Here is a 25,761-nt window from a genome sequence, read left to right as displayed (position 1 = left end):
GGGCGCGAGGATCGTCGGGGTCAACTCGCGCAAGTTTTCACCCTTTCGCCGCGAAGCGCGTTACAGAGGGCGCAATGGTCAAGACACCGAAACGCCCCCCCGCGGGCCTGCCCGACAAAGAATCCCTGATGGCCTTCCTGCGCGAGGCCGGAGAAGCTGAGAAGGCCGACATCGCCCGCGCCTTCGGACTGAAGGGCGCCGAGCGGCGCCACTTGCGCGAAATGCTGAAGGAACTGGAGGCCGAGGGCCGCCTGGGCAAGCGCGGCCGCAAGGGCTTCTCCGAAGCCGGCGCCCTGCCCCCCGTCGGCGTGGTCGACGTGGTCGATCGCGACGCCGACGGCGAGCTTTACGTCGAACTGGTCAAGGGGGCCGAGGACGCGCCCCGCGCCATCCTCATGCCCGACCGCGAAGGCCGCGGCCCGGCGCCGGGCATGGGCGACCGCCTGCTGGTCAAGTTCAGCCGGGGCGTCGAGGGCTGGGAGGCGCGTCTGGTCAAGCGGCTGGACGCCGGGACCAATCGCGTCCTGGGCGTGATCCGCAAGTCGGCGCGCGAAACCCGCGTCGAGCCGGTCGACAAGCGTTCCAAGGACGTCCTGCTGGTGCCCGCCGCCCAGGCGACGGACCTGCGCGACGGCGACCTGGTGCTGGCCGCCATCGAGAAGGGCGAGCATCGCTACGGTCCCAAGCGCGGCAAGATTCTGGAGAGCATCGGCCGCGAGGACGATCCGCGCGCCGCCTCCCTGATCGCCATCCACGCTCACGGCGTGCCGACCGGCTTCTCGGAAGCCGTCGAGCGCGAGGCCGCGGACCAGGACGTGCCCACCCTGAAGGGGCGCGAGGACCTGCGCCACGTCCCCTTCATCACCATCGACCCCGCCGACGCGCGCGACCATGACGACGCCGTCTATGCCGAGCGCGACGAAGACCCCGCCAACGCGGGCGGCTGGATCGTCTGGGTCGCCATCGCCGACGTCGCCGCCTATGTCCGCCCGCAGACGACGCTGGATCGCGAGGCGCGGGCCAAGGGCAACTCGACCTACTTCCCCGATCGGGTCGAGCCGATGCTGCCCGAGGTCCTGTCCAACGGCCTGTGCAGCCTGAAGCAGGGCGAGAACCGCGCCTGCATGGCCGTGCGCATGGTCTTCGACAAGGACGGCAGGAAGACCGGTCACAAGTTCACGCGCGGCCTGATGCGCTCGCACGCCAAGCTGTCCTACGAACAGGCGCAGTCCGCCATCGACGGCCTGATGGACGACGCCACCGGGCCGATCATGGAGGCGATCCTCTATCCGCTGTGGAACGCCTATCGCGCCATGCTGAAGGGCCGCGAGCGCCGCAGCCCCCTGGCCATCGAAAGCCCCGAGCGCCGTATCATCATGGCCCCCGACGGCGGCATCGCCTCGATCGAGCCGCGCCGCTCGCTGGAGGCCCACCGCCTGATCGAAGAGATGATGATCCAGGCCAACGTCTGCGCCGCCGAGACGCTGGAGAAGACGCGCACGCCGCTGATCTATCGCGTCCACGACGCGCCCAGCCAGGAGAAGATCTTCAATCTGGCCGACTTCCTGCACACCATCGGCAAGCCGTGGAACAAGGGGGAGGCGCCGAACACCAAGCGGTTCAACAAGCTGCTGGACGAGACCCGTGACGGCCCCCACGCCGAGGTCGTCAACGAGGTGGTCCTGCGCACCCAGATGCAGGCCATCTATTCGCCGGACAACATCGGCCACTTCGGCCTGCACCTGGACCGCTACGCCCACTTCACCTCGCCCATCCGTCGCTATTCGGACCTGGTGGTGCACCGGGGCCTGATCCGGGGGCTGAAGCTGGGCCCGGACGGCCTGACGGACCGCGAGATCGCCGAACTGGGCGGCATCGCCGAACACGTCACCGAGACCGAGCGCCGCTCCATGGCGGCCGAGCGCGACGCCATGGACCGCTACATCGCCGCCTTCCTCGAGGACCACGTCGGCGCGACCTTCAGCGGACGCATCACCGGCGTGACTCGTTTCGGCCTGTTCGTGCGGCTGGAGGAAACCGGCGCCGACGGCCTGGTGCCGGTCTCGACGCTGGGCGACGAATACTTCACCCACGACGACCGCGCCCACGCCCTGGTCGGTGAGCGCACCGGCAAGCGCTTCCCCCTGGGCCGCCGCGTCGAGGTCCGGCTGGTCGAGGCCACGCCGGTCACCGGCGGCCTGGTGCTGGAGATGCTGTCCGAGCCGGACCCGCGCGATCCCAACGCCCCGGCCCCGCGTTACGGAATGCGCGGACGTGGCGGCCGGGGGGGCGGCGACGGCCCGCCCAAACGCGGCAAAGGGCGTCCCGGCGGCCCCAAGCCCCGCAGCGGCGGCAAGCCCTCCGGCGGCCTGAAGGGCGTCAGGAAGGGCAAGCGGCGTTGAATGAAGGCGTCAGCGTCCTTCTCCCCTCGTGGGAGAAGGTGGGCGCCGGAGGCGCTCGGATGAGGGGGCTGTTTCCGCACGCAGAACGGTCGGGGTCGCGCGCGCAGCCAGCCTCCCCCTCATCCGTCTCGCTCCGCGAGCCACCCTCTCCCCCGGCGGGGAGAAGGGCGTCGGAACGTCAGTCATGACCCCCAACCCTTCGACGCCGCCCAGGACCTGGCCGACGCGCCGCGCACGGGCGGCGCCCAGCGACCCAAGGACGCGGCCACCCTGATCCTGACGCGCGGCGGCGACCGGCCCGAGGTGCTGATGGGCCGCCGCGCGCCGAGCCACGTCTTCATGGCCTCCAAATGGGTGTTTCCGGGCGGACGCATCGACCGCTCCGACTTCACCGCCGCCGCGACCGGCGACCTGTCCCCCGACGCGGCCCGTCGGCTGGAGGCGGAGATGCCCGCGCGGCGCGCCCGCGCCCTGGCCTTGGCCGCCGTGCGCGAAACCTTCGAGGAGACCGGGCTGATCCTGGGCCGCTCCGCGCCCGCCGCCTCGGTGGCGGGCCCGTGGCGCGAGTTTCGCCAGGCGGGCGCCCTGCCCGACCTTTCGGTCCTGTCCTATGTGGCGCGCGCCATCACCCCGCCGGGCCGCACTCGCCGCTTCGACGCGCGCTTCTTCATGGCCCCTGTCGAGGCCCTGCGCGACCCCGACCGCATCGAGGGCTCGGGCGAACTGGACGAGATCGCCTGGCTGCCGCTGGACGAGGCGCATGGGCTGGACCTGCCCGCCATCACCCGCTTCGTGCTGGGCGAGGTGGCCGAACGGCTGGCGCATCCGGACCGTCCCCTGCCCTTCGTACGCATGGTGCGCGGCCGCCACGTCGTCGATCAGCTGGACTGAGGACGCAGCCCCCCTTCATCCGTCATTCTCGGCCTTGTGCCGAGAATCCTGGATCCCCGGGACAAGCCCGGGGATGACGGAAAGGGAGGGCGGAGACTCGGGTCCCGCCTACTCGGTGACCGGCTTGGTCAGGTCGAAGTCGACGCGGAAGTGGCGGTTCGGGCGACGCAGTTCATAGGCGAAGGTCTGCGCCGGATGGACCTCCATGGCCCAGACGTTGGTCGTCGAGACCGAGGCGTTGTTGGCGTTGAACAGGTCGATGGATTCCTGGTCGACCGGGAACTCCTGGCGCTCGGCCGAACCCTGATTCGCCGTATCGCCGCCGTACCAGTGCAGGGTGTCGGTCGTGCCGTCCGGCTGGCGGTGATCGTGCTTCAGGCGCAGGCCGGTCTCGGTGCGCGTCACGACCCAGGTCCGCGAGCGATCCTCGCCCACCCAGAAGGGAATGCGAATCTCCTCGGCCGAGCAGTCGCGCACGTGCATCAGCAGGCGCTTGCCGGCGAAGTCCGAGTCGGCGGCCTCGGTCGTGACGACCTTGCCCTCGAATCTCTGGCCGCACAGTTCGGTCAGATTAGCGAAGAAGGCGTCCTGCGGCGTCGGCTCGACGGGCTTGGAAGCGCAGGCGGACAGCGCCATGGCCCCCGCAAGAGCAGTGGCGGACAGGGCGGCGGGGCGGGTGAAGCTTGGCGTTTTCATGGCGGAACCCTATCCTGTCCGCAGGCTCGCTCAAGGCGACATCGAAACCGTTGACTTTGGGCCGCGCGTGAGTATGTTCCGCGCCTCTTATTTCAAGCGGCTTTCGCCGTCGCAGAGGTAATTCCGATGGCCAAACCGGCTTCCATCAAGATCCGCCTGAACTCCACCGCCGACACCGGCTTCTTCTACGTCACCAAGAAGAACGCCCGCACCATGACCGAGAAGATGGTCGTCAAGAAGTACGACCCGGTCGTGCGCAAGCACGTCGAGTTCAAGGAAGGCAAGATCAAGTAAGGGCTTCGCCCTCCGCTTGAATTTGCGAGAATCGAAACGCCCGGTCGCAGGACCGGGCGTTTTTCTTTGGCCGATACGCAAGGCGCCTCAGGCGGCGCGGGCGACAACCCGGTTCCGGCCCGAGTTCTTGGCCTCATAGACCCCCTCGTCGGCGCGCTTCAGCAGGGAGGCCGGGGTGTCGTCCCCGCCCATTGTCGCCGCGACCCCGACCGAGACGGTGATGCCCAGCGGCTCGCCGCCCAGGATGCGGAACGGCGAAGCCCCCACGTCGCGGCGGATTCGCTCGGCGATGCGGTGAGCGTCCTCCAGCGTCGTGCCGGGCATGACCACCACGAACTCCTCGCCCCCGAACCGGCACGGCAGGTCCACGGCCCGCACATTGGTCGCCAGGCGGACCGAGAACTCGCGCAGCACCTCGTCGCCCGCGTCATGGCCGAAGCTGTCGTTGACCGACTTGAAGTGGTCGATATCCAGAACCAGCAGCGCCACCGGATCCCCGCCCCGGTTGGCGCGCGCCACCAGAGCGTCCAGCTGACCGTTCATGTAGCGGCGGTTGTGCAGGCCGGTCAGCGGGTCGGTGACCGCCATCTCCAGATTGTGGTCCAGCTTCTGGCGCAGGAAGTCGCCGTAACGCTTGCGCCGCACCTGGGTCCGCACGCGCGCGCCCAGCTCCTCGGGATCAATCGGCCGGGTCAGGATATCGTGCGCCCCCAGCTCCAGCGCCTTGAGCAGGCGCGGCCGGTCCTGGGTGTCCACCAGGGCCAGGATGGGCAGGCGCCGCGTCGGCTCCTTGGAGCGTAGCTGGGCGATCAGGCGCAGGCCGTCGAAACTCTCGGACGTCACATTGACGATCACCAGGTCGACCGCCCCCCGCGCCGCCTCCAAGCCCGTCTCGGTCGAACGCTCGACCATCGGTCGGTGCTCCAGCGACAGCTCCTGGGCCATCAGATCGGCCTGAAGGGTGTTGTCATCGACGATCAGCACCCGACCGCCCGAGCCCTTGAGCCGCGCCACGCCGCCGGTGTCGACGCCGACGCGACGGCCGCTCTCCTCGCGCTCGCGCAGTTCGTCCATCACCATCTTCAGGCGGGTCAGGCTCTTGACCCGCGCCATCAGGATGACGTCGTCCAGCGGCTTCGACAGGAAGTCGTCGGCCCCTGCCTCCAGTCCCTTGATGCGGTCATGCCGCCCGTCCAGGGCCGTCACCAGGACCACCGGAATGTGTCGGGTATCGGCCGCCGCCTTGATCCGCCGGCAAGCCTCAAACCCGTCCACGCCCGGCATCATGACGTCCAGGAGGATCAGATCCGGCTGTTCGCTGGCCGCCAGGGCGATCCCGCTGACGCCGTCGTGGCAGGTGATGACGTCATAGTATTCGAGAGTCAGCTTGGCCTCGAGCAGGCGAACATTCGCCTCGACGTCGTCGACCACCAGGATTCGCGCACTCATGTCGCCCCCTGACCCAGGTGCCTGCGCACCGTCTCCAGGAACGAAATGACCGAGATCGGCTTCGAGATATACGCTTCGCAGCCGCCCTGCCGGATTCGCTCCTCATCGCCCTTCATGGCGAAGGCGGTAACGGCGATAACAGGGATATGGTTCAGCTCGTCGTCATCCTTTAGCCATTTCGTGACTTCCAGGCCGGAAATTTCCGGCAGCTGGATATCCATCAGGATCAGGTCGGGGCGGTGCTCGCGCGCGATAGCCAGCGCCTGCAGCCCTTCGCGGGTCTGCAGCACTTCGTACCCCTGAGAATCGAGCAGATCATGAAAAAGCTTCATGTTCAGCTCGTTATCCTCGACGATGAGGACCTTCTTGGACATCCGCCACCCGGCCGTTGCGCCTCTGGACCGCCCGCTTTCGCGACGGGCTGTCACGCCTTCTTGCGTGCACTGTGGCCGCGCCAGTCTTAAGTTGGCGTGAAGTTGGGGAAACGGAGTTCCTGATTGGCCATCAAGGCCCTTTGCCGTGACTGCCTGTGGACCGGCGACCGTCAGGTCGCGCGGTGCCCTGCCTGCGGCTCGCGCCGAACCGTCTTCCACGAAGAGCTGGACCGGCTGCACATCGCCCACCTGGACTGCGACGCCTTCTACGCCTCGGTCGAGAAGCGCGACCGGCCCGAATTGCGCGACAGGCCGGTCATCGTCGGCGGCGGCAAGCGCGGCGTGGTCTCCACCGCCTGCTATGTGGCGCGGCTCTACGGCGTCGGCTCGGCCATGCCGATGTTCAAGGCGCTGAAAGCCTGCCCTGACGCCGTGGTCATCAAGCCGGATTTCCGCAAATACGTGGCCGAGAGCGAGCGCATCTTCGGCGCCGTCCACCGCCTGACACCCCTGGTCCAGACCCTGTCGCTGGACGAGGCCTGGATCGACCTGAAGGGCACCGAGCGGCTGAACGGCGGTCCGTCCGCCTTCCAGCTGATCCGCCTGCAGAAATGGATCGAGGACGAGACGGGTCTGACCGTCTCCATCGGCCTCGCCCCCAACCGCTTCCTGGCCAAGATCGCCTCCGAACTGGACAAGCCGCGCGGCTTTTCCGTCATCGGCGCGGCCGAGGCCCAGGCCCTGCTGGCGCCGCGCCCGGTCTCCATCCTGCCCGGCGTGGGGCCGGTGTTCGGCCGCACTCTGCGGTCGGACGGCTTCGCCACGATCGGCGACCTGGCCGCCGCCGAGGTCAAGGATCTGGTCCGACGCTACGGCGAGACGGGCCTGCGCCTGCACGACCTCAGCCACGCCCGCGACAGTCGCCCGGTGAACCCGGACCACGACCGCCGCGGCATGAGCGCCGAGACCACCTTCAACGACGACCTGACCACGGCCGAGGCGCTGGAGGCCGAACTGTGGCCCCTATGCGAGAAGCTGGCGTCCAAGGCGCGGCGCGACGGCGTGGCCAGCCGCGTGGTGGTGCTGAAGCTGCGCAAGACCGACTTCAAGATCGTCACCCGCCGCGTCACCCTGGCCGAGCCGGTGCAGACCGCGCGCGCCCTCTTCGCCGCCGGGCGCGACCTGCTGAAGGCGGAACTGGGCGTGCCCTATCGCCTGATCGGCATCGGCATGGCCGACATCGCCGAGGCCCAGGACACGCCCGCCGGCCTGTTCGCCACGCCCGAAAGCCGCGCCCTGAAGACCGAGACCGCCATCGACGCCCTGCGCGACAAGTTCGGGGCACGCGCCGTGGTTGCAGGCCGCGCCCTTCCTTCTCCCCTCGGAGGAGAAGGTGGACGCCGGAGGCGTTCGGATGAGGGGCCTGCGCCCGACAAGCGCGCCATCGCCGAAAAGGCGCTCTCGCGGAAACGTCCCCCTCTTCCGTCAGGCTCGGCCTGACACCTTCTCCCCCAAGGGGAGAAGGGAGACACGTCGATCTCCCCGCGCTAAACCCCGTCCAACCTTTTCAAACGGAGTCGCCCCATGAGCATCCACGCCCGCATTGCTGAACTCGGCATCACCCTGCCCGAGCCCGCCAAGCCGGTCGCCAGCTACGTCTCCTACGTCCGCTCGGGCGAGCAGATCTTCATCTCGGGCCAGCTGTCGAACGACGCTGGCGGCGGCATCAAGGGCACCGTCGGCGTGGACGTGACCCCGGAGCAGGCCGCCGAGGCCGCCCGCCTGTGCGGCATCAACCTGCTGTCCCAGATCAACGCCGCCGTCGACGGCGACCTGGATCGCGTGGTCCGCATCGTCAAGCTGGGCGGCTTCGTCCAGGCCGGGCCGGACTTCGAGGCCATTCCGGCCGTCATCAACGGCTGCTCGGACCTGATGGTCCAGGTCTTCGGCGACGCGGGCAAGCACTCGCGCTCGGCCGTCGGCGTTTACAAGCTGCCGCTCGGCTTCGCCGTCGAAGTGGACGCCGTCATCGAGGTGAAGTGAGCTTCACCCTTCAGGTTCACGACGGGATCGCCGCGATAGGCCGGGACGCGTGGGACGCCTGCGCGGCCCCAAGCGGCGATCCCTTCGTCTCCTACGACTTCCTCGACGCCTGCGAGGCGTCCGGCAGCGCCGTCCCGTCCCAGGGCTGGGCGGCGCGCCACCTGTCCCTGCACGACGAAGGCGGCGCCGTGATCGGCGTCATGCCCCTCTATCTGAAGGGCCACAGCCAGGGCGAATACGTCTTCGACCACGCCTGGGCCGACGCCTATGAGCGCGTGGGCGGGCGCTACTACCCCAAGCTTCTGGGCGCCGTGCCTTTCACGCCCGTGACGGGGCCGAGGTTTCTGAACGCGCCCGGCGCGGAGGCAGGCGCCGTGCGCGAGGCCCTGCTGCAAGGCGCCCTGACCCTGGTCGAGCGGCTGGGCGTCTCGTCCCTGCACGTCAACTTCCCGACCGAGCCGGAATGGCGCGCCATGATCGATGCGGGCCTGCTGCCGCGCCGGGACATCCAGTATGTCTGGCGCAACGCCGGCTACGGCGCCTTCGACGACTTCCTGGCCGCCCTGTCGTCCAACCGGCGCAAGACCATCCGCCGCGAGCGCCGCGAAGCCCAGGCCGGTCTCGACATCCGCGTCCTGACGGGCGCCGAAATCACCGAGGCGCACTGGGACGCCTTCTTCGCCTTCTACATGGACACCGGCGACCGGAAGTGGGGCCGCCCCTATCTGACGCGCGACTTCTTCGCCCGCGTCGGCGCAAGCATGGCCGACCGCATCGCCCTGGTCATGGCCTTCGAGGACCGAGCGCCGGTCGCGGGGGCGTTGAACTTCATCGGCCGCGACGCGCTTTACGGCCGGCAGTGGGGAACGCTGGTCGGCCGGCCCTTCCTGCATTTCGAGCTCTGCTATTATCAGGCGATCGACTTCGCCATCGCCCGCGGCCTGTCACGGGTCGAGGCCGGGGCGCAGGGCCAGCACAAGATCGCGCGCGGCTACCTGCCCTCCCCCGTCTATTCGGCTCACTTCATCGCCGACCCGGCGCTGCGCGATCCCGTCGCCCGCTACCTGGAGCAGGAGCGCCCGGCGGTCGAAGCCGAGATGCAGGCCATGACGGTGGACCTGTCGCCCTATCGCCAGGGCTGACATTTCGTCGCGACCGACGCGGATTCAGGAACCCTCGGCAGGGCGAGACGCTTCCAATGTGAGTCTCCTCCTCACATTCAGGGATCATCATGACCGATCAACGTATCGAAGGCGCCGCGACGGAAATGAAGGGCAAGGCCCAGGGCGGACTGGGCCGCCTCACTGGGGACGGCAAGCTGCAGGCCGAAGGCAAGCTGAACGAGTTCAAGGGCAAGGCCCAAAACGCCTACGGCCGCGTCATCGACGGCCTGGACGGCATGGTCGACAAGGCCCCCGCCGACCTGCGCGACCCGGCCCGCAAGGGGCTGGACTTCGCCCGCCGCAAACCCCTGCTGACCACCGGCATCATCGCCGGCGCAGCCGTGCTGCTCGGCGCCCTGGGCCGCAGGCGCTAAGGCTTCCCAAGCCCTTCTCCCCTTGTGGGAGAAGGACGGGATCAACCGTTGTCGGCCGCCTGTGCGAACAGGCGGCCGATGTCGTCGTCGACCTGATCGACGGCGTTCAGCTCCACCACCGACGCCAGCCGTTCCGACCAGCTTTCGCGCCGAACGGAGGGCGACAGGCGCGCCGCGCCTTCGGGCGACAGCTTCAGCCCCAGCAGGGCCCGCCCGCCTTTCAGCGGCCGCATGGCGGCGAACTGCACCTTGCGGGAAAACGAGGTGTAGCCCTTCCTCTGCCCGGAAATGACGCCGTCGACGCCTGCGGCCACGCGCTCGACCGCCTCCAGAATCGCCAGGGACGCCGGGTCCTTCCACAGGTCGGCGCGCAGGGCCTCGGGCTCGTCCCAGCCGGGGCCGTCCGAGGGACGGCAGGCGTCCAGGATCTGCGCCGCGTGGTTCTGGCCCACGCCGTGGACGGTCTTCAGCCAGGCGGCCTGAGCGCGCGGCGCGGTCTCGGGGCAGGTCTTCATGATCGCCACCCACTCGGCCAGGGGCTTGCCGGTGTTCTTCTCCAGATTGGCCTGGACCGTGGCGAACCACTTCTTCTGCCGCTCGGTCAGCACTGCGGTCATGTGTCCCTCCCTGCTTCGGCCGAGCATGACGGCTTGGGCGACAGGCGCCTACCCCGCCCCCGAGAGGAAGAAGACGCTCCGAATTAGAAAGGCCCGGGCGTCGCCGCCCGGGCCTCTGCCGTCCAACCTGACCGAAATCAGGCCGTTTCTTCTTCCTCTTCCTTCACCGCCGCGCCCTTGGCCGGGGTGATGTCGAAGGCGATCTTGCCGTCCTTCAGCTCGACCTTGACGTGTCCGCCGCGGGTCAGGCGGCCAAACAGGATGTCGTCGGCCAGCGGCTTCTTGATGTGCTCCTGAATGACCCGGGCCAGGGGCCGGGCGCCGTACAGTTCGTCGAAGCCGTTCTTGGCCAGCCAGTCCGTCGCCTCGTCGGTCAGTTCGATGGTGATGTTGCGGTCCGCCAGCTGGGCTTCCAGCTGCAGCACGAACTTGGTCACCACCGAGCGGATCGTCTCGGGCGACAGGGCCTTGAAGCCGACGATGGCGTCCAGGCGGTTCCTGAACTCGGGCGCGAACAGGCGCTGGATGGCCTTCTCGTCCTCGCCCTCGACCTTGCCACGGCCGAAGCCGATGGCCGCGCGGGCGTTGTCGGCCGCCCCGGCGTTGGTGGTCATGATCAGGATGACGTTGCGGAAATCGACCTTCTTGCCCACGGCGTCGGTCAGGGTCCCGTTGTCCATCACCTGCAGCAGGATGTTGTAGACGTCCGGGTGGGCCTTCTCGATCTCGTCCAGCAGGACCACCGAGTGCGGATGCTGGTCCACGGCGTCGGTCAGCAGGCCGCCCTGGTCATGGCCGACATAGCCCGGCGGCGCGCCGATCAGGCGGCTGACCGTGTGACGCTCCATGTATTCCGACATGTCGAAGCGCTGCATCTCGATGCCCAGGGTGGCGGCGAGTTGCTTGGCCACCTCGGTCTTGCCGACGCCGGTCGGGCCGCTGAACAGGAAGGCGCCGATGGGCTTGTTCGGGTCGCGCAGACCCGCTCGCGCCAGCTTCATCGCCGCCGAGACCTGTTCGATGGCCTGTTCCTGGCCGAAGACCGCGCGCTTCAGGTCGGTTTCGAGCTCGCGCAGCGCCTCGGTGTCCGACTTGGACACGGACTTGGGCGGGATGCGGGCCATCTTGGCGATGACGGCCTCGACCTCCTTCTGGCCGATGACCTTCTTGCGCTTGGATTCCGGCAGCAGCATCTGCGACGCCCCCGCCTCGTCGATCACGTCGATGGCCTTGTCCGGCAGCTTGCGGTCGGTGATGTAGCGCGCCGACAGATCGACCGCCGTGCGAATGGCCGAGTCCGTGTAGCGCAGCTTGTGGTGGGTCTCGTAGGTCGTCTTCAGACCCTTGAGGATCTTCACCGTGTCCTCGACCGTCGGCTCGTTGACGTCGATCTTCTGGAAGCGGCGCACCAGGGCGCGGTCCTTCTCGAAATGCTGGCGGTACTCCTTGTAGGTGGTCGAGCCCATGCAGCGCAGGGTCCCCGACGCCAGCGCCGGCTTCAGCAGGTTCGACGCATCCATCGCTCCGCCCGAGGTCGCGCCCGCGCCGATCACCGTATGGATCTCGTCGATGAACAGCACGGCGTTGTCGTGGTTCTCCAGCTCCTTGACGACCTGCTTCAGCCGCTCCTCGAAGTCGCCGCGATAGCGGGTGCCGGCCAGCAGGGCGCCCATGTCCAGGCTGTAGATGGTGGCGTCCTTCAGGACGTCGGGCACCTCGCCGTTGACGATTTTGCGGGCCAGGCCTTCGGCGATGGCGGTCTTGCCGACGCCGGGGTCGCCGACCAGCAGGGGGTTGTTCTTGGTGCGGCGGCACAGGATCTGGATCGAGCGCTCGACCTCGGCCTGGCGGCCGATCAGGGGGTCGATCTTGCCCTTTCGGGCCTTCTCGTTGAGGTCGATGCAATAGGCTTCCAGGGCCTCGCCGCCCTGTTTGACGACCGCGCCGTCCTCGGCCTCCTCGGGGCTGGCGCCGCGGGCCGCGCGGGCTTCGTTGGCGCCGGCCTTCTTGGCGATGCCGTGGGCGATGAAGTTGACCGCGTCATAGCGCGTCATGTCCTGCTCTTGCAGGAAGTAGGCCGCGTGGCTTTCGCGCTCGGAGAAGATGGCGACCAGGACATTGGCGCCGGTCACCTCTTCCCGGCCCGACGACTGGACGTGGATCACCGCGCGCTGGATCACGCGCTGGAAGCCGGCGGTCGGCTTGGCGTCATCGCCGTCGGCCGTGGCCAGGGCGGCCAGGTCGTTGTCGACATAGGAGGTCAGCGCCCCCTTCAGCGCGCCCAGGTCGACGTTGCAGGCCGTCATCACGGCCGAGGCGTCGGGATCGTCGATCAGGGCCAGCAGCAGGTGTTCGAGCGTGGCGTACTCATGCCGGCGCTCGTTGGCGTAGTGGACCGCGCGGTGCAGGGTCTCTTCGAGAGGACGGGAAAACGAGGGCATGGCAGGTTCCTCTCAGTCCTTTTCCATCGTGCATTGCAGAGGGTGCTGGTGACGTCGCGCCGTCTCGACCACCTGGGCGACCTTGGTCTCGGCCACCTCATAGGTGAAGACGCCGCAGACCCCGACGCCATGCTGGTGCACGTGCAGCATGATGCGGGTCGCGTCCTCGCGGTTCTTCTGGAAGAACCGCTCCAGCACGTAGACGACGAATTCCATCGGCGTGTAGTCGTCGTTCAGGATCAGCACTCGATAGAGCGAGGGCCGCTGAAGTTTCGGCTTTGTCTGGGTGACGACGGCGACGCCGGGGGCTCCGCCTTGTTCACCTGGCCGTCTGTTAGGCATTCGTAGTCCGTGGTCGCGGGGAAGATTCGATGGATCAGATAGGGAATGATGGCCTGATTTGTAGAGCCGTCCAGTCCGACGCCGTGTCGCGCACGTCCTGTTGAAGTCGAAAACGCGAAAAGGCCCCGACGTTTCCGCCGGGGCCTCGAAGCACGAGCCTGATGCGAGGATGAGGCCTTAGCGGGCGGCCTGGAACTGCTCGACCGTGGCCGAGACGCGCTCGTTGATCGGCTTGAAGCTGTCCTTGACCGAAGCGGTCAGGGTCTCGGTCGCCTTGCCGAACTCGGCCAGATAGGCCTCGGCGGCCGACTTGGCCCAGTTGGTCTGCAGTTCGAACAGTTCCTGCACCGAGCGGGCCTGCGAGAAGGACTGGGCGGCGGCGACGCCGTCTTCCCAGGACTTCTTGGAGTAGGCCAGGGCCTGTTGCGACAGGGCCTCGGCGCCCTTCTGGGCGGCGGCGGCGGACTCGACCACGGCTTCCAGGTTCTTCTTGCCCTGGGCGTTCAGCTCGGTCAGCGAGGCGACCGACTTGTCCACGCCTTCGCGGAACGCCTTGGCGCCGGCGGCCTGGATGGATTCAGCCTGGGCCTTGGCCTTGGCGGCGGTCTGTTCAACGGTCTTCTTCACGGTCTCGGCGGCGTCAGCCATGGGGAGTCTCCTGAAGCGAAAGGTTCCTGCGACAGGCGGACCCGTCGCGACAACGGCGATATGGTGCACGTGCGAAAAGACTGCAAGTGAAATTTGTGCAACGCACAATATGATCGACGATCACCTAGCCATGCGCGTCGCGATCACAACTCCGTTGACGGCCCGTTAACCCTCTCGAAACCGCAGGGGTCGATGTTAGCCTTTGTAACGTGCGTGATCCGAGCCGTCTTCGCGCCACAGTGACGAGGCTAGTAGCTTGCCCATGAACGCCCTCTTCCGCCGACGTTTCCTGGCCGCCCTGGTCCTGGGCGGGATCGTCCTGACGCCGACCGTGGGCGTGGCGCCGCCGGTCGCCCAGTCGTCGGACAGCCGCTACGCCGCCATCGTCGTGGACGCCGCCTCGGGCGAGGTGCTGTTCTCGCGCTTCGCCGACGCCCGGCGCTATCCGGCCTCCATCACCAAGGTGATGACCCTGTATCTGACCTTCGAGGCGCTGGAGTCTGGCAAGGTCAAGCTGACCGACAACCTGACCGTCTCGCCGCGCGCCGCCTCCCAGCCGCCGTCCAAGCTGGGCCTGGCCGCCGGCCAGTCGATCAGCCTGGATGACGCCATGCGCGCCACCGCCGTGCGCAGCGCCAACGACATGGCCGTGGTCATCGCCGAACACATCGGCGGCTCCGAAGGCCGCTTCACCCAGATGATGACCGAGAAGGCCCGCGAACTGGGGATGGAGGACACCCGCTTCACCACCGCCAACGGCCTGCCCGACACGCGTCAGGCGACGACGGCGCGCGACCTGTCGATTCTCAGCCGCGCGGTCATGCGCGACTATCCGCAGTACTATCGCTACCTCGGCCTGCACGACTGGTACTACAACGGCCGCGACTATCGGAACACCAACGGTCTGTTGGCCACCGGCCGCGGCTATGACGGCATCAAGACCGGCTTCACCAACGCCTCGGGCTACAATCTGGCGGCGTCCTCGGTGCGCGACGGCAAGCGGCTGATCACCATCGTCATGGGCGGCCGCTCGACCGCCAGCCGCAACGCGCACGTCGCCGAACTGATGGACACGGGCTTCGAGGTCCAGCGCCGTCGCGGCCAGGGCGAGCGCATCCAGCTGGCCCAGGCCTTCTTCGAACAGCGCGGCTATGGCGTCAGCGCCGAGCCTGCGGCCCCCGTGGCCTACGCCTCCCTGTCCGACGAGGACGGCGAAGGCGTCGGCTCCACGACCGAGGTCGCCCTCGTCGCCGGCCCGGCGCCGCGCACCCTGCCGACCGAGGTGACGCCCCCGCCCTCGGCCCGTCGCGCCGAGAACCGCCCGCCCGAGACCCTGACCGCCGCGCTGAACGGCGGAGCGTCCGCCCCCCCCGCTCGCTCCGCTCCGGCGCGTGCTGCCCCGGACAAGGCCGCCCCTGCCGCCGCCCCGGCGGGCCGCTGGACCGTTCAGGTCGGCGCCTTCCGCGAGGAAGCCGTGGCCCGCGACTGGCTGAACGACGTCAGCCGCCGCTTCCGCGACCAGTTCTCGACCGCCCAGCGCGACGTGCAGACGGCGAACGGCTGGTACCGCTCGCGCTTCACGGGCATGACCCAGCAGGCGGCCGAGTCGGCCTGCGCCGCCCTGGCGGAACGCCGCGTCAGCTGCATGGTGGTTCGCCCCAGCTGATCCCGCGATCAGGGACGCTCAACGTCCCTGGCCGTTGCGCCGCGCCGGTTCGGCCAGCCGCCGGGCGTAATCGCGCACATCCGCGGGCCAAGCCTCGATGTGGGCGTCGAAGGCCGTCCAGTCGCCCGCGAACAGCGTCCGCACCGCCTCCTCATAGCCCGGCAGATCGCCCGCCACGGCGGTCATGAAACGATAGGCCGCCTCGCGGCTGAGGCGCATCCGGTCCGGCCCCTCGGCCTCGCGCATGGCCGCCTCGACCAGTTTGCGCAGGGCGACAGACGCCCCGCCGGGCTGCGACGCCAGCCAGTCCCAATGGCGCGGCAGCAGCGTCACCTCCCGCGCCGTCACCCCCAGCCGCGGGCGGCCCGGCCCCCGCTTCTCCGGCTCCGGCGTGGCCGGCAGGCGCGCCAGCACGGCCTCCACGTCGCCGCGCAGGTCCAGATCAAGCGGCCGAGCGTCTTCGTCATTGAAGACCAAGGCCGCCTGCCCCGCGTCATGGGCGGCCTTCGCCGCCGCCGCGACCTCGGCCAGCGGCCCGGCCGCGATCATCCTGTGGCCCGCGAAGGCCGTGCACAGCGTCGTCATATCCATCCTCGTTCGCTCAACGCGGATGGATTTACCCGGACGATATAAATTGAGTCAATATTACCCGGATAATTCCCTAGGCGCGCTCGTCCATCCCGCCGAACAGGGCGCCGGCGATCCAGCTGACCACGCCGGTGACGATGGCCGCGCCGATGCCCGCCCACAGGCCGTTGACGACGAAGCCGCCCAGAAACATGGCGGTCAGCCCGATCATGGCGGCGTTCACCACCAGCAGGAACAGGCCGAAGGTGACGATGGTCAGCGGCAGGGTCAGCACGATCATCACCGGCCGCACGAAGGCGTTGACCACGCCCAGGATGACCGCCGCCGCGACCAGGGAGCCTGTCGAGGTGAAGTCCACCCCCGGCACGACCTTGGCGGCAAGCCACAGACCGATCGCCGTCACCACGGCCTGAACGATGAACCCCAGCATGAGCGCCTCCGACGGGTTGAACCTTGGCCATATAAGCGCGCGAGGCGGCGATCGGCTCCGTGCGTCGACGCGAAACGCCTGCTAGGCTGGCCCTCCACACCGAAGGAGGAATGAATGAGCCTTCACGGCGCCTACGACCCGGACAACATCTTCGCCAGAATCCTGCGCGGCGACATGCCCTGCGTGAAGGTGTGGGAGGACGACGACGTCCTGGCCTTCATGGACGTGTTTCCGCAGTCCGAGGGCCACGTCCTGGTCGTGTCCAAGACCTCGACCGCCCGCACCATCCTGGAGATCGAGCCCGAGGCCCTGTCGCGCCTGATGGCGGCGGTGCAGCGCACGGCCCGCGCGGTCGAGAAGGCGCTGAAGCCCGAGGGGCTCAGCCTGATGCAGTTCAACGGCGAGGCGGGCGGCCAGACGGTCTTCCACCTGCATTTCCACATCGTCCCGCGCTGGGCCGACCGCCCGATGAAGGGCCACGGCCACGCCCCCATGGCCGACGCGGAGCAACTCAAGCTTCTCGCCGCCCGCATCGCGGCCGAGCTGGACTGACGCCCCCCCCTACAGCGGCCCCTTGAAGATGAAGAAGGCGCCGCCGGCGATCAGGCCGAAGCCGACCATGTGGTTCACCGTCAGCTTCTCGCCCAGGTAGAGCACCGAGAAGATCGCGAAGACCAGCAGGGTGATCACCTCCTGCATGGTCTTCAGCTCGGCCGCCGAATAGACCTGATGGCCGATGCGATTGGCGGGCACGGCCAGCCAGTATTCGAAGAAGGCGATGCCCCAGCTGAGCAGGACCACGATCCACAGCGGCTTGGCCCCGAATTTCAGATGGCCGTACCAGGCGAAGGTCATGAAGACGTTGGATAGCGCCAGCATGACGATGGGCGCGAGATAAGGCAGCACAAGCATGGCCCCAGCATGCTTGCGTCGAAGAGATTCCGCCAGCATAAGGCGGGCCACGCCGGTTTAGCTCAGCTGGTAGAGCAGCGGTTTTGTAAACCGAAGGTCGCGGGTTCGATCCCTGCAACCGGCACCACCCGCCCCGTGAATCTCGCGACGTGCGACCAAGCTGCGGGCCGGGCCGCGCGCTTGTGGCGCTGGGCGGAAGCCGCTAGGCCTTGGACATCAAGGCGTGCGGGTCGAACCTGACGCGCATCGCACCGTCCAGCCGCCGCCTCATGTCCGACACGACCAACAAGCTGGGTCACAGGATCCGAACCCGCGGAGCGCGCACCCGCCGCGCCCTGCTGGACGCCATGCGCGACCTGCTGAACACCAAGCACCTGGGCGAAATCCGGCCCGCCGACGTGGCAGCGGCGGCCGGGGTGTCGGCGCCGACCTTCTACACCTACTTCGCCTCGGTCGAGGAAGGCCTGCTGATCCTGTGCGAGGAGGCGGGCGAGGACTTCCAGCGCCTGGCCGCCCACATCCACGCCGACTGGTCCGGCGACCGCGCCTTCGAGGCCGCCCGCGCCTATGTGCTGGAGGTGCTGGCGCTGTGGAACGACCACGGCCCCGTGCTGCGGGTCGAACACATGCTGGCCGACATGGGCGACCCCCAGTTCGCCGAAAGCCGCATCCGTCGCCTGCGCCGCCTGCACCTGGCGCTGGAGCGCCGCATCGCCCAGGCCCACGCCAGCGGCCTGCACCCCGAGGGGCTGAACCCCCGGCTGACCTCCTATGAGACCGCCAACCTGGTGGAGTCCGTCGCGGCCGGGTTCGGCCTGATGCGCCGCGCCGACACGGCCGAGGCCATCGTGGATACGACCGCGCATATCGTGGTGAAGCTCACGACCGGTCGCTGACTTTCTCCTCCCCATTTCATGGGGAGGCCGCTGGGTTCCGCCGCCGTAAAGCCGCTCCACCGCATAGCCTGTCCTCGGGCTCGCCGCAGGCGAGACCCGGGGCGGTCCCCCTCCCCATGTCATGGCGAGGAAAAGCCCTCAGCCCCCGCCGAGGGCCACGGCGAGGCGATAGACGATCAAGGCCGCCAGATAGGCCAGGCCGAACATGTAGCCGACCATGATCAGCGTCCATTTCAGCGAGCCGGTCTCGCGGCGCACCACGCCGAGCGTCGGCAGGCACTGGGGCGCGAAGACGTACCAGGCCAGGAAGGCCAGGCCGGTGGCCAGGGACCATTGGCCTGCCAGGACGGTGGCCAGGGCGCCGACATTCTCCTCGGCCCCCGCGACGGCATAGACCGTGCCCAGGACGGCGACGGCCACCTCGCGCGCGGCCATGCCGGGCACCAGGGCCACCACCATCTGCCAGCTGAAGCCGATGGGGGCGAAGAGGGGCTCCAGCGCCTTGCCGATCATGCCGGCGACGGAATAGTCGATGGCCGGCCCCGTCGCCCCCTCCGGCGGATAGGGGAAGGTCGACAGCGCCCAGACGATGATCATCAAGGGCAGGATGATCCGCCCCGCCCGGCGCAGGAAAATCCTGGCGCGCAGCCAAAGATTGAACAGCACGCTCTTGAGATCGGGAACCTTGTAGGCCGGAAGCTCCATCATGAAGGGCTCGACCGCGCCGCGCCAGAACACCTTGCGGATGACCAGGGACACCAGAAGCGCGCTGACGATGCCGGACGCATAGAGGCCGAACATCACCAGCCCCTGCAGATTGGCGAAGCCCCAGACCGTCTCGCTCGGAATGAAGGCGGCGATGATCAGGGTGTAGACCGGAATCCGCGCCGAACAGGTCATCAGCGGCGCGATCAGGATGGTGGTCAGGCGGTCGCGCTTGGCCTCGATCACCCGCGTGGCCATGATGCCGGGAATGGCGCAGGCGAAGCTGGACAGCAGGGGGATGAAGGCGCGGCCGTGCAACCCCGCCCCGCCCATGATCTTGTCCATCAGGAAGGCCGCGCGGGCCATGTAGCCGAAGTCTTCCAGCAGGATGATGAACAGGAAGATGATCAGGATCTGCGGCAGGAAGACCAGCACGCTGCCAACGCCCGAGATCAGGCCGTCGACGATCAGGCTCTGTAACAGGCCGTCGGGCAGGAAGGCGGCCACGCCCTGCCCCAGCAGGGCGAACCCGGCCTCGATGGCCTGCATCGCGGGTTCGGCCCAGGCGAAGACGGCCTGGAACATGACGAACAGCACGGCCAGCAGGATCGCCAGGCCGGCGACCGGATGCAGCAGGACGCTGTCGATCTTGCCCGTCAGGGTGTCGGGGCGCTCGGGCGGGCGTACGCAGGCCTTCATGATGCGCTCGGCCTCGCGGTGGGCGGCGCGAATTTCGGCGGCCGAGGGGGCGTGCCACTGGCTGTGCGTCTCGCCGACGGCCGCGTCGACCTGAGCCTGGGCCGCGGCGACCAGTTCGGCGATGCCGCGACGGCGCGTCGCCACCGTGGTGACGACAGGCGCCCCCAGCTCCTGCGACAGGCGCTCCAGATCGATGCGCAGCCCCTGGCGTTGGGCGATGTCGTACATGTTGAGCGCCAGCACCATCGGCCGCCCGACCTGCTTAAGCTCCAACGCCAGCCGCAGCACCAGGCGCAGATTGGTGGCGTCGGCCACGCAGACCACCACGTCCGGCGGCGTCTCGCCCGGCAGGGCGCCCAGGACGGCGTCGCGCGCCACCTCCTCGTCCAGGCTGCGCGCCCGCAGGGAATAGGTGCCCGGCAGGTCCAGCGCCGACAGGACGCGGCCGTCGGCGGCGTGAACGCGGCCCTCTTTCCGCTCGACCGTGACGCCGGCGTAGTTGGCCACTTTCTGGTGGGCGCCGGTTAGGGCGTTGAACAGGGCGGTCTTGCCGCTGTTCGGATTGCCGACCAGGGCGACGCGGGCGGTGCGCACAGCCATGTCCATCAGGCCGACGCCCCATCGAGACGCACGGTCAGGTTGGCGGCCTCGTGCCGACGCAGGGCCACGCGCATGTCGTCGACCTTGATGGCGATGGGATCGCGGCCGAACAGGCCTTCGTGCAGCAGTTCGACGCGGGCGCCCTCGACGAATCCCAGCTCCAGCAGGCGACGCTCCAGCTCGACCTCATGCTCCTGATGGTGGCAGTGAGCGCCGACCTGCACGATGACGCCGCGATCGCCCCGGCGGGCCTGGCTGAGTTTGATGGTGTCGGTCATGGCGCTCGTAACGACGGCGCCGGGCGCCGCTTCATTCGATTTGTTGACAGTGATTATCAGCTGCGAACGGTTCGCGTCCAGCAGCCATTGCGACCAAATGCCGATCGGTTCATCCAGAAGCCTGGTTTAAGGAGACCGTCATGCACGCCCTCTTCCCTCGCTCCGCCCGCTTCCTGGCTCCCATCGCCGCCGTCGGTCTGGCCCTGGCCGCCTGCGGCGAGACGCCGGACAAGCCCGCCGGAAAGGCCGAGGCGCCCGCCGCGCCGGGCGACGCGGAGAGGGCCGCCCTGCTGGCCGCTTTACCCGCCCCCTACAATGCGGGCGACCTGGACAACGGCCGCCGCGCCTTCGCCCGCTGCCGCTCGTGCCACACCATCACGCCGGGCGGGCCGAACATGACCGGGCCGAACCTGTACGGCGTCTTCGGACGCAAGGCCGGGGCGCTGGACAAATACGGCTATTCCCACGCCCTGCGCACGGCGGACTTCGTGTGGGACGCCGAGAAGCTGGACCACTGGCTGCAGAACCCGCGCACCTTCCTGCCCGGCAACAAGATGAGCTTCGCCGGCCTGCCCGACGCGACCGACCGCCGCGATGTGATCGCCTTCCTGAAGGTCGAGACGGGCTACAAGTCGAAAGAGAAGTAACGTCCTTCTCCCCTTGCGGGAGAAGGTGGCTGGCGTAGCCAGACGGATGAGGGGTTGCGGGAGGTCCCCTAGCAGCCCCTCATCCGATGGTGGAGAGACCCCTCATCCGAGCCCTTCGGGCCCACCTTCTCCCACAAGGGGAGAAGGGTTTTGGTCGCCTCAGTCGGCCGCGGCCGGCTTGGCCTCGACCTCCTGGGCCTCCCATTCCGCGATCTTGCGGGCGGTGTATTCCGGCGACTTGGTGAAGCGCGCCAGGACGCCGTAGATCACCGGCACCACGAAAAGGGTCAGCACCGTCGCGAACATGGCGCCGGAGAAGATCACCACGCCGATGGTCTGGCGACTGCCCGCCCCCGCGCCTTGCCACAGCACCAGCGGCAGGGCGCCGAAGGCGGTGGCGATCGAGGTCATGATGATCGGGCGCAGGCGCAGGGACGAGGACTCGATGATGGCCTCGCGGATGCTCCGGCCCTGGTCGCGCAGCTGGTTGGCGAACTCCACGATCAGGATGCCGTTCTTGGCCGCGACCCCGATCAGGATGATTAGGCCGATCTGGCTGTAGATGTTCAGGCTGGAGCCCGCCATCAACAGGCCGAACAGCCCGCCCGCCGCCGCCAGGGGCACGGTCAGCATGATGACCGCCGGGGTGATCCAGCTCTCGAACTGGGCCGCCAGCACCAGGAAGACCAGCAGCAGCGCCAGGCCGAAGGCCCAGCCCACGGCGCCGCCCGCCTCCTGCTGGTCGCGGGCCGCGCCGCCCCAGCGGGTGTTGGTCACGCCCTGCGGCTGCTTGGCCGCCTCGGCGTTCAGGAAGCGCACCGCGTCGTCGATGGTCATGCCGGGGTTCAGGTCGGCCTGAAGGGTGATGGACCGCTGGCGGTCCAGGCGACGGCGCTCCGGCGTGTCGCCCGAGGTCTTGGTCGTCACCACCGCCGACAGCGGCACCAGCTGGCCCGTGCCGGTGGAGACGTAGAGCGCCTCCAGGTTCGACACGTCGCGCCGGTTGTCGCGGTCGGTCTGGAGGATGACGTCATACTCCTGGCCGCCCTTAATGTAGGTCGTGGCGCGGCGCGAACCGAACATGGTCTCAAGGCTGCGGCCGATCTGCTGGGACGAGACGCCCAGGGCCGCCGCCTTCTGCGGATCGACGTCGACCAGCAGACGCGGGGCGTTCGGCTCATAGTTCAGGCGCGGACGCGAGAAGCCGGGGTTCTCCTGAGCCGCCGCCAGGATGGGCTGCAGCCAGTTATAGATGGCCGGGTATTCCGCCCCGGTAACGATCATCTCGACCGAGTTGGAGTTGCCGCCGCCGCGCTGAAAGGCGCCGGGGGTCGAGGCGTTGACCTGGGCGCCCGTCTGGTTGCGCAGCTTGCCGTTGATCTCCTGGGCGATCTCGTCGGCCGAACGCTCGCGCTGGGACCAGTCGACCAGGGTCAGGCTGGCGTTGCCCGAGTTGTAGCTGCCGCCGCCGAAGCCCGGCGCCGAGATCAGGTAGGAGTCGACCTCGCCCTTCTCGCGGTATTCAGCCAGGATCGGCTCCAGCCCCAGCATGATCTGGCGCGTGTAGTCGAAGCCCGAGCCCTCGGGCCCCTGGACGCGGATGCCGACCCGGCCCCGATCCTCGCCCGGCACCAGTTCGTTCGGCAGGGTCAGGAAGATGCCGGTCGCTCCGCCCGCGACCAGCAGGATCAGGGCGCCGACGCCTACGACGGCGATGCGCCGCCCCAGAAGCGCGTCCAGCGAGGCGGCGTAGGAGCTCTTGAGCGTCTCCATGGCCACGTCGACGCGGCGGGCCAGCCAGCCGCCGGTCTGGGCCGGCTTCAGGATCTTGGACGCCAGCATGGGCGACAGGCTGAGCGCCAGGAAGGCCGAGAAGGCCACGGCCGCGGCGATGGCCGCCGCCAGCTCGACGAACAGGCGCCCGACGTAGCCCGGCAGGAATAGCAGGGGCGCGAACACCGACAGCAGCACGATGGTCGTGGCCACGACGGCAAAGAAGACCTGGCGCGCCCCGCGCTCGGCGGCCACCAGGGGCGGCTCGCCGTGATCCAGGCGACGCTGGATGTTCTCGACCACCACGATCGCGTCGTCGACGACCAGGCCGATGGCCAGCACCAGGGCCAGCAGGGTGAGCAGGTTCAGCGAGAAGCCCAGCGGCGCCAGGACGATGAAGGTCGACAGCAGGCAGATGGGCGCCACCACCGACGGGATGATCGCCGCCCGCAGGCTGCCCAGGAAGACGAAGTTGACCAGGGCCACCAGGGCCATGGAGATGCCGATGGTGATCCACACCTCGTCGATGGCATGGGAGGTGAAGACCGAGTTGTCGGACCCGACCTCCAGCGTCGTGCCGGGCGGCAGGCTGTGGCGGACCTCCTCCATCAGGTCGCGGACGCCCTTGGAGATCTGCAGGTCGTTGGACTGGGCCTGGCGGGTGACGGCCAGGCCGATCTGGTCGACGCCGTTGCCGCGGAACAGGCGACGCGCCTCGGCAGGGGCCTCCTCGATGCGGGCGATGTCGCCCAGGCGGGTGACATAGGCGGCGTTGCCGATCAGGGCGCCGGTGACGCCGTTGGTCATGGCCGCCGCGGCGGCGCCCAGGGTGCCCGACGCCTGCGAGCCCGTGGCGGTCGAAGCGGAGCCCCGGTTGCCGATGGGCAGCTGGGCGAAGTCCGCAGGATTGGCGTAGTTGCGCGCGACGCGGACCGTGTAGTCCTTCTGGGTCGATTCCAGCGCGCCGGCCGGCAGTTCGACGTTCTGGCTGTTGAGCGCGTTCTCGACGTCGGTGACGGTCAGGCCGCGCGCGGCCATGGCCCCGGCGTCCAGCCAGATGCGCATGGCGTAGCGCTGCTCCCCGAAGATGTTGACCTGGGCCACGCCCGGCACGGTGGCGAAGCGGTCGACCAGATAGCGGCGGGCGTAGTCGGTCAGCTCCAGCCGATCCATGGTGGTGGAACGCAGGAACATGATGAGGATCGGCTGGCTGTCGGAATCGGCCTTGGCCACTTCCGGCGGGTCGGCCTGGTCCGGCAGGCGGCCCAGCACGCGCGAGATGCGGTCGCGCACGTCGTTGGCCGCGTCGTCGATGTTGCGGTCCAGCGAGAACTCGATGTTCACGTTCGACCGACCGTCCCGGCTGTTCGACGTGATCCTCTGGACGCCCTGGATGCCGGCGATCTGCTGCTCGATCGGCTCGGTGATCCGGCTCTCGATCACTTCGGCCGAGGCGCCGGCGTAGCTGGTGCTGACCGAGACGATCGGCGGGTCCACGTCGGGCAGCTCGCGCACCGGCAGGAAGAAGAAGGCCGCGAGGCCGATCACGCACAGGACGATCGCCGCCACCGCCGCGAAGACGGGGCGCCGGACCGAGACATCGGACAGCATCATTTGCGGGCCGCCTGCGGTGCGCGGGCGCCGCCCTTATGGCTTCCGGCCTCGCCCTCGCCGCCCTGGACGCGCACGGGGGCGCCCGGCTGGATGCGGTTCAGGCCCGAGGCGATCACATGGTCGTTGTTGGCCAAGCCCGAGACGATCTCGACATAACCGCCCTCGACGGCGCCGGTCTGGACCTCGACCCGCTGGGCCGTCATGCCCTTCTCACCGCGCGCGATCCGATAGACGAAGGCGCCGGGGCCTTCGTACTGAACCGCCGCCTCGGGCACGGCCAGGCTCTGGCGGCGGCCCTGGTGCACGGCGACGCGCATCATCATGCCGGGGCGGATGCGATTGCCGGGATTGGGAAACTCGGCCCGGGCGATGACGGCGCGGGTCTGCTCGTTGACGCGGGTGTCCAGCAGGGCGATGCGGCCGTTGAAGGCCTCGCCGGGGAAGGCGTCGGACGTCGCCGTGATCGGCGCGCCCACCGGCAGGACGCCGAGGTAGCGCTCCGGCAGGGGGAAGTCGACGCGGATGCCGCCAGTGTCGTCCAGGGTGGTGATGACCGAACCCGGCGAGATCAGGGTGCCCGGCGTCACCGAAGTCAGCCCCAGGACGCCGGCGAAGGGCGCGCGCAGGATGCGGTCGCCGCGACGGGCCTCGGCGGCGGCCACCGCCGCCTGGGCCGTCTTCAGCGCCGTCTCGGCCGTCTCGGCCAGGACGCGCGGCGCCACGCCGCGCTCGGCCAGGATGCGGTAGCGGTCGTAGTCGCGCTGAGCGCTTTCCAGCTGGGCCCGGGCGCGGATCAGATCGGCGTCTTCCTCGCGCGCCTGCAGTTCGACCAGGGGCGCCCCCGCCGCTACGGCCTGACCGTCGGTGAACATGACCCGCGTCACCAGCTCGGTCGTGTTCGAGGTGATGTTGACCGAGCGGCGGCTGCGCGCGACGCCCAGCACCCGGATCTGATCAGCGAATTCACGTGGGCTCGCCACGACCTCGGCCACCACCTGGCCGCGACCGCCGCCGGGTCCCCCCGGCCCCCGCTGCTTGCCCGCATCGCCGTCGCTGAAGGCGATCTTGAGGACCGCCGCCACGATCATCAGCCCGAATACGCAGGCCGCGCCGATAATGAAAAAATGGCGTTTGAACACGCGACGCAGTCTCCCCGACAACAAGCGCTCCCGCTTAACGGGTCACCGCCGTTACGCAAATAAAGTATCTGTAACGCAGG

Annotated in this window: 25 protein-coding genes and 1 tRNA gene; 12 read left to right on the top strand and 14 right to left on the bottom strand. The window is 68.8% G+C overall.

Annotation, left to right across the window (positions count from 1 at the left end; all coding sequences use genetic code 11):
- Positions 1 to 74: 74 nt before the first annotated feature.
- Entirely contained in the window at positions 75 to 2,402 is a 2,328-nt protein-coding gene (rnr, locus tag D8I30_RS10480) for a ribonuclease R (protein ID WP_121482688.1), read from the top strand.
- A 309-nt stretch (positions 2,403 to 2,711) separates the two neighbouring features.
- Complete coding sequence (locus tag D8I30_RS10475; protein WP_430804742.1) at positions 2,712 to 3,293, top strand: NUDIX hydrolase; 582 nt, start codon at positions 2,712 to 2,714, stop codon at positions 3,291 to 3,293.
- Between the two features lie 108 nt (positions 3,294 to 3,401).
- Here D8I30_RS10475 and D8I30_RS10470 read toward each other — a convergent pair whose 3' ends face one another.
- Positions 3,402 to 3,989 (bottom strand): hypothetical protein, encoded by a 588-nt coding sequence (locus tag D8I30_RS10470; protein ID WP_121482686.1) that lies wholly within the window; start codon positions 3,987 to 3,989, stop codon positions 3,402 to 3,404.
- Between the two features lie 126 nt (positions 3,990 to 4,115).
- On the opposite strand from D8I30_RS10470, the gene rpmG reads away from it, so the two are divergent.
- Positions 4,116 to 4,283 carry a 50S ribosomal protein L33 gene (gene rpmG / locus D8I30_RS10465; protein ID WP_003164451.1) on the top strand — a complete coding sequence of 56 codons (168 nt, stop codon included), beginning with the start codon at positions 4,116 to 4,118 and terminating at the stop codon, positions 4,281 to 4,283.
- 87 nt (positions 4,284 to 4,370) lie between these two features.
- Here the strand turns inward: rpmG and D8I30_RS10460 are convergent, their stop codons facing one another.
- Complete coding sequence (locus D8I30_RS10460; protein ID WP_121482685.1) at positions 4,371 to 5,732, bottom strand: PleD family two-component system response regulator; 1,362 nt, start codon at positions 5,730 to 5,732, stop codon at positions 4,371 to 4,373.
- Complete coding sequence (locus D8I30_RS10455; protein ID WP_121482684.1) at positions 5,729 to 6,106, bottom strand: response regulator; 378 nt, start codon at positions 6,104 to 6,106, stop codon at positions 5,729 to 5,731. Before D8I30_RS10455 ends, D8I30_RS10460 begins: the two co-directional genes overlap by 4 nt.
- 123 nt (positions 6,107 to 6,229) lie before the next feature.
- Between D8I30_RS10455 and D8I30_RS10450 the strand changes: the two genes are divergently transcribed.
- The 4 genes from D8I30_RS10450 to D8I30_RS10435 all read left to right on the top strand — a co-directional run bounded on the left by D8I30_RS10450 (position 6,230) and on the right by D8I30_RS10435 (position 9,686).
- On the top strand, positions 6,230 to 7,606 hold the full coding sequence (locus tag D8I30_RS10450; RefSeq protein WP_240387217.1) for a DNA polymerase IV: 1,377 nt from the start codon (positions 6,230 to 6,232) through the stop codon (positions 7,604 to 7,606).
- A gap of 84 nt (positions 7,607 to 7,690) precedes the next feature.
- Positions 7,691 to 8,149 carry a RidA family protein gene (locus D8I30_RS10445; RefSeq protein ID WP_121482683.1) on the top strand — a complete coding sequence of 153 codons (459 nt, stop codon included), beginning with the start codon at positions 7,691 to 7,693 and terminating at the stop codon, positions 8,147 to 8,149.
- Positions 8,146 to 9,291, top strand: coding sequence for a GNAT family N-acetyltransferase (locus D8I30_RS10440; RefSeq protein WP_121482682.1), 1,146 nt, complete (start codon positions 8,146 to 8,148; stop codon positions 9,289 to 9,291). Before D8I30_RS10445 ends, D8I30_RS10440 begins: the two co-directional genes overlap by 4 nt.
- 89 nt (positions 9,292 to 9,380) lie before the next feature.
- On the top strand, positions 9,381 to 9,686 hold the full coding sequence (locus D8I30_RS10435) for a CsbD family protein (protein WP_162938859.1): 306 nt from the start codon (positions 9,381 to 9,383) through the stop codon (positions 9,684 to 9,686).
- A 41-nt stretch (positions 9,687 to 9,727) separates the two neighbouring features.
- Here the strand turns inward: D8I30_RS10435 and D8I30_RS10430 are convergent, their stop codons facing one another.
- The 4 genes from D8I30_RS10430 to D8I30_RS10415 all read right to left on the bottom strand — a co-directional run bounded on the left by D8I30_RS10430 (position 9,728) and on the right by D8I30_RS10415 (position 13,734).
- Entirely contained in the window at positions 9,728 to 10,303 is a 576-nt protein-coding gene (locus tag D8I30_RS10430) for a DUF4287 domain-containing protein (RefSeq protein ID WP_121482680.1), read from the bottom strand.
- Positions 10,304 to 10,440: 137 nt separating this feature from the next.
- Positions 10,441 to 12,744, bottom strand: coding sequence for an ATP-dependent Clp protease ATP-binding subunit ClpA (gene clpA / locus D8I30_RS10425; protein WP_121482679.1), 2,304 nt, complete (start codon positions 12,742 to 12,744; stop codon positions 10,441 to 10,443).
- A 12-nt stretch (positions 12,745 to 12,756) separates the two neighbouring features.
- A complete protein-coding gene (clpS, locus tag D8I30_RS10420; protein ID WP_121482678.1) occupies positions 12,757 to 13,086 on the bottom strand; it encodes an ATP-dependent Clp protease adapter ClpS in 330 nt (109 codons plus the stop codon).
- 177 nt (positions 13,087 to 13,263) lie between these two features.
- Entirely contained in the window at positions 13,264 to 13,734 is a 471-nt protein-coding gene (locus D8I30_RS10415) for a phasin family protein (protein WP_121482677.1), read from the bottom strand.
- A gap of 262 nt (positions 13,735 to 13,996) precedes the next feature.
- Between D8I30_RS10415 and D8I30_RS10410 the strand changes: the two genes are divergently transcribed.
- Positions 13,997 to 15,400, top strand: a complete 1,404-nt coding sequence (locus D8I30_RS10410) for a D-alanyl-D-alanine carboxypeptidase (RefSeq protein ID WP_121482676.1) — start codon at positions 13,997 to 13,999, stop codon at positions 15,398 to 15,400.
- Between the two features lie 18 nt (positions 15,401 to 15,418).
- Here D8I30_RS10410 and D8I30_RS10405 read toward each other — a convergent pair whose 3' ends face one another.
- Together D8I30_RS10405 and D8I30_RS10400 are read right to left on the bottom strand one after the other, a co-directional pair.
- On the bottom strand, positions 15,419 to 15,985 hold the full coding sequence (locus D8I30_RS10405; RefSeq protein ID WP_205570696.1) for a DUF2239 family protein: 567 nt from the start codon (positions 15,983 to 15,985) through the stop codon (positions 15,419 to 15,421).
- A 76-nt stretch (positions 15,986 to 16,061) separates the two neighbouring features.
- On the bottom strand, positions 16,062 to 16,418 hold the full coding sequence (locus D8I30_RS10400) for a phage holin family protein (protein ID WP_121482674.1): 357 nt from the start codon (positions 16,416 to 16,418) through the stop codon (positions 16,062 to 16,064).
- Positions 16,419 to 16,532: 114 nt separating this feature from the next.
- Here D8I30_RS10400 and D8I30_RS10395 point away from each other — a divergent pair, with 114 nt between their 5' ends.
- Positions 16,533 to 16,970, top strand: coding sequence for an HIT family protein (locus D8I30_RS10395; protein WP_121482673.1), 438 nt, complete (start codon positions 16,533 to 16,535; stop codon positions 16,968 to 16,970).
- Between the two features lie 9 nt (positions 16,971 to 16,979).
- On the opposite strand, the gene D8I30_RS10390 is transcribed toward D8I30_RS10395, so the two are convergent.
- A complete protein-coding gene (locus D8I30_RS10390; protein WP_121482672.1) occupies positions 16,980 to 17,330 on the bottom strand; it encodes a DMT family protein in 351 nt (116 codons plus the stop codon).
- Between the two features lie 51 nt (positions 17,331 to 17,381).
- On the opposite strand from D8I30_RS10390, the gene D8I30_RS10385 reads away from it, so the two are divergent.
- Together D8I30_RS10385 and D8I30_RS10380 are read left to right on the top strand one after the other, a co-directional pair.
- Positions 17,382 to 17,457 (top strand) — tRNA-Thr (locus D8I30_RS10385).
- Positions 17,458 to 17,539: 82 nt separating this feature from the next.
- The gene (locus D8I30_RS10380) at positions 17,540 to 18,226 is read left to right on the top strand and encodes a TetR/AcrR family transcriptional regulator (protein ID WP_240387216.1); all 687 of its coding nucleotides are present in this window, start codon (positions 17,540 to 17,542) and stop codon (positions 18,224 to 18,226) included.
- A gap of 138 nt (positions 18,227 to 18,364) precedes the next feature.
- Here the strand turns inward: D8I30_RS10380 and feoB are convergent, their stop codons facing one another.
- Both feoB and D8I30_RS10370 read right to left on the bottom strand, forming a co-directional pair.
- Positions 18,365 to 20,236 (bottom strand): ferrous iron transporter B, encoded by a 1,872-nt coding sequence (gene feoB / locus D8I30_RS10375; protein ID WP_121482671.1) that lies wholly within the window; start codon positions 20,234 to 20,236, stop codon positions 18,365 to 18,367.
- A complete protein-coding gene (locus D8I30_RS10370) occupies positions 20,236 to 20,508 on the bottom strand; it encodes a FeoA family protein (RefSeq protein WP_121482670.1) in 273 nt (90 codons plus the stop codon). The genes feoB and D8I30_RS10370 overlap by 1 nt, the downstream gene beginning before the upstream one ends.
- A gap of 140 nt (positions 20,509 to 20,648) precedes the next feature.
- Between D8I30_RS10370 and D8I30_RS10365 the strand changes: the two genes are divergently transcribed.
- Positions 20,649 to 21,155, top strand: coding sequence for a c-type cytochrome (locus D8I30_RS10365; protein ID WP_121482669.1), 507 nt, complete (start codon positions 20,649 to 20,651; stop codon positions 21,153 to 21,155).
- 159 nt (positions 21,156 to 21,314) lie between these two features.
- Here the strand turns inward: D8I30_RS10365 and D8I30_RS10360 are convergent, their stop codons facing one another.
- Complete coding sequence (locus D8I30_RS10360; RefSeq protein WP_240387392.1) at positions 21,315 to 24,539, bottom strand: efflux RND transporter permease subunit; 3,225 nt, start codon at positions 24,537 to 24,539, stop codon at positions 21,315 to 21,317.
- The gene (locus D8I30_RS10355) at positions 24,539 to 25,681 is read right to left on the bottom strand and encodes an efflux RND transporter periplasmic adaptor subunit (RefSeq protein ID WP_121482667.1); all 1,143 of its coding nucleotides are present in this window, start codon (positions 25,679 to 25,681) and stop codon (positions 24,539 to 24,541) included. The genes D8I30_RS10360 and D8I30_RS10355 overlap by 1 nt, the downstream gene beginning before the upstream one ends.
- Positions 25,682 to 25,761 lie beyond the last annotated feature (80 nt).

The sequence above is a fragment of the Brevundimonas naejangsanensis genome, from assembly GCF_003627995.1.
In the GTDB taxonomy this organism is placed as follows: Bacteria; Pseudomonadota; Alphaproteobacteria; order Caulobacterales; family Caulobacteraceae; genus Brevundimonas; species Brevundimonas naejangsanensis_B.
Note: the sequence above shows the minus strand (reverse complement) of the source record. Positions and strands in the feature narration are given on the sequence as shown.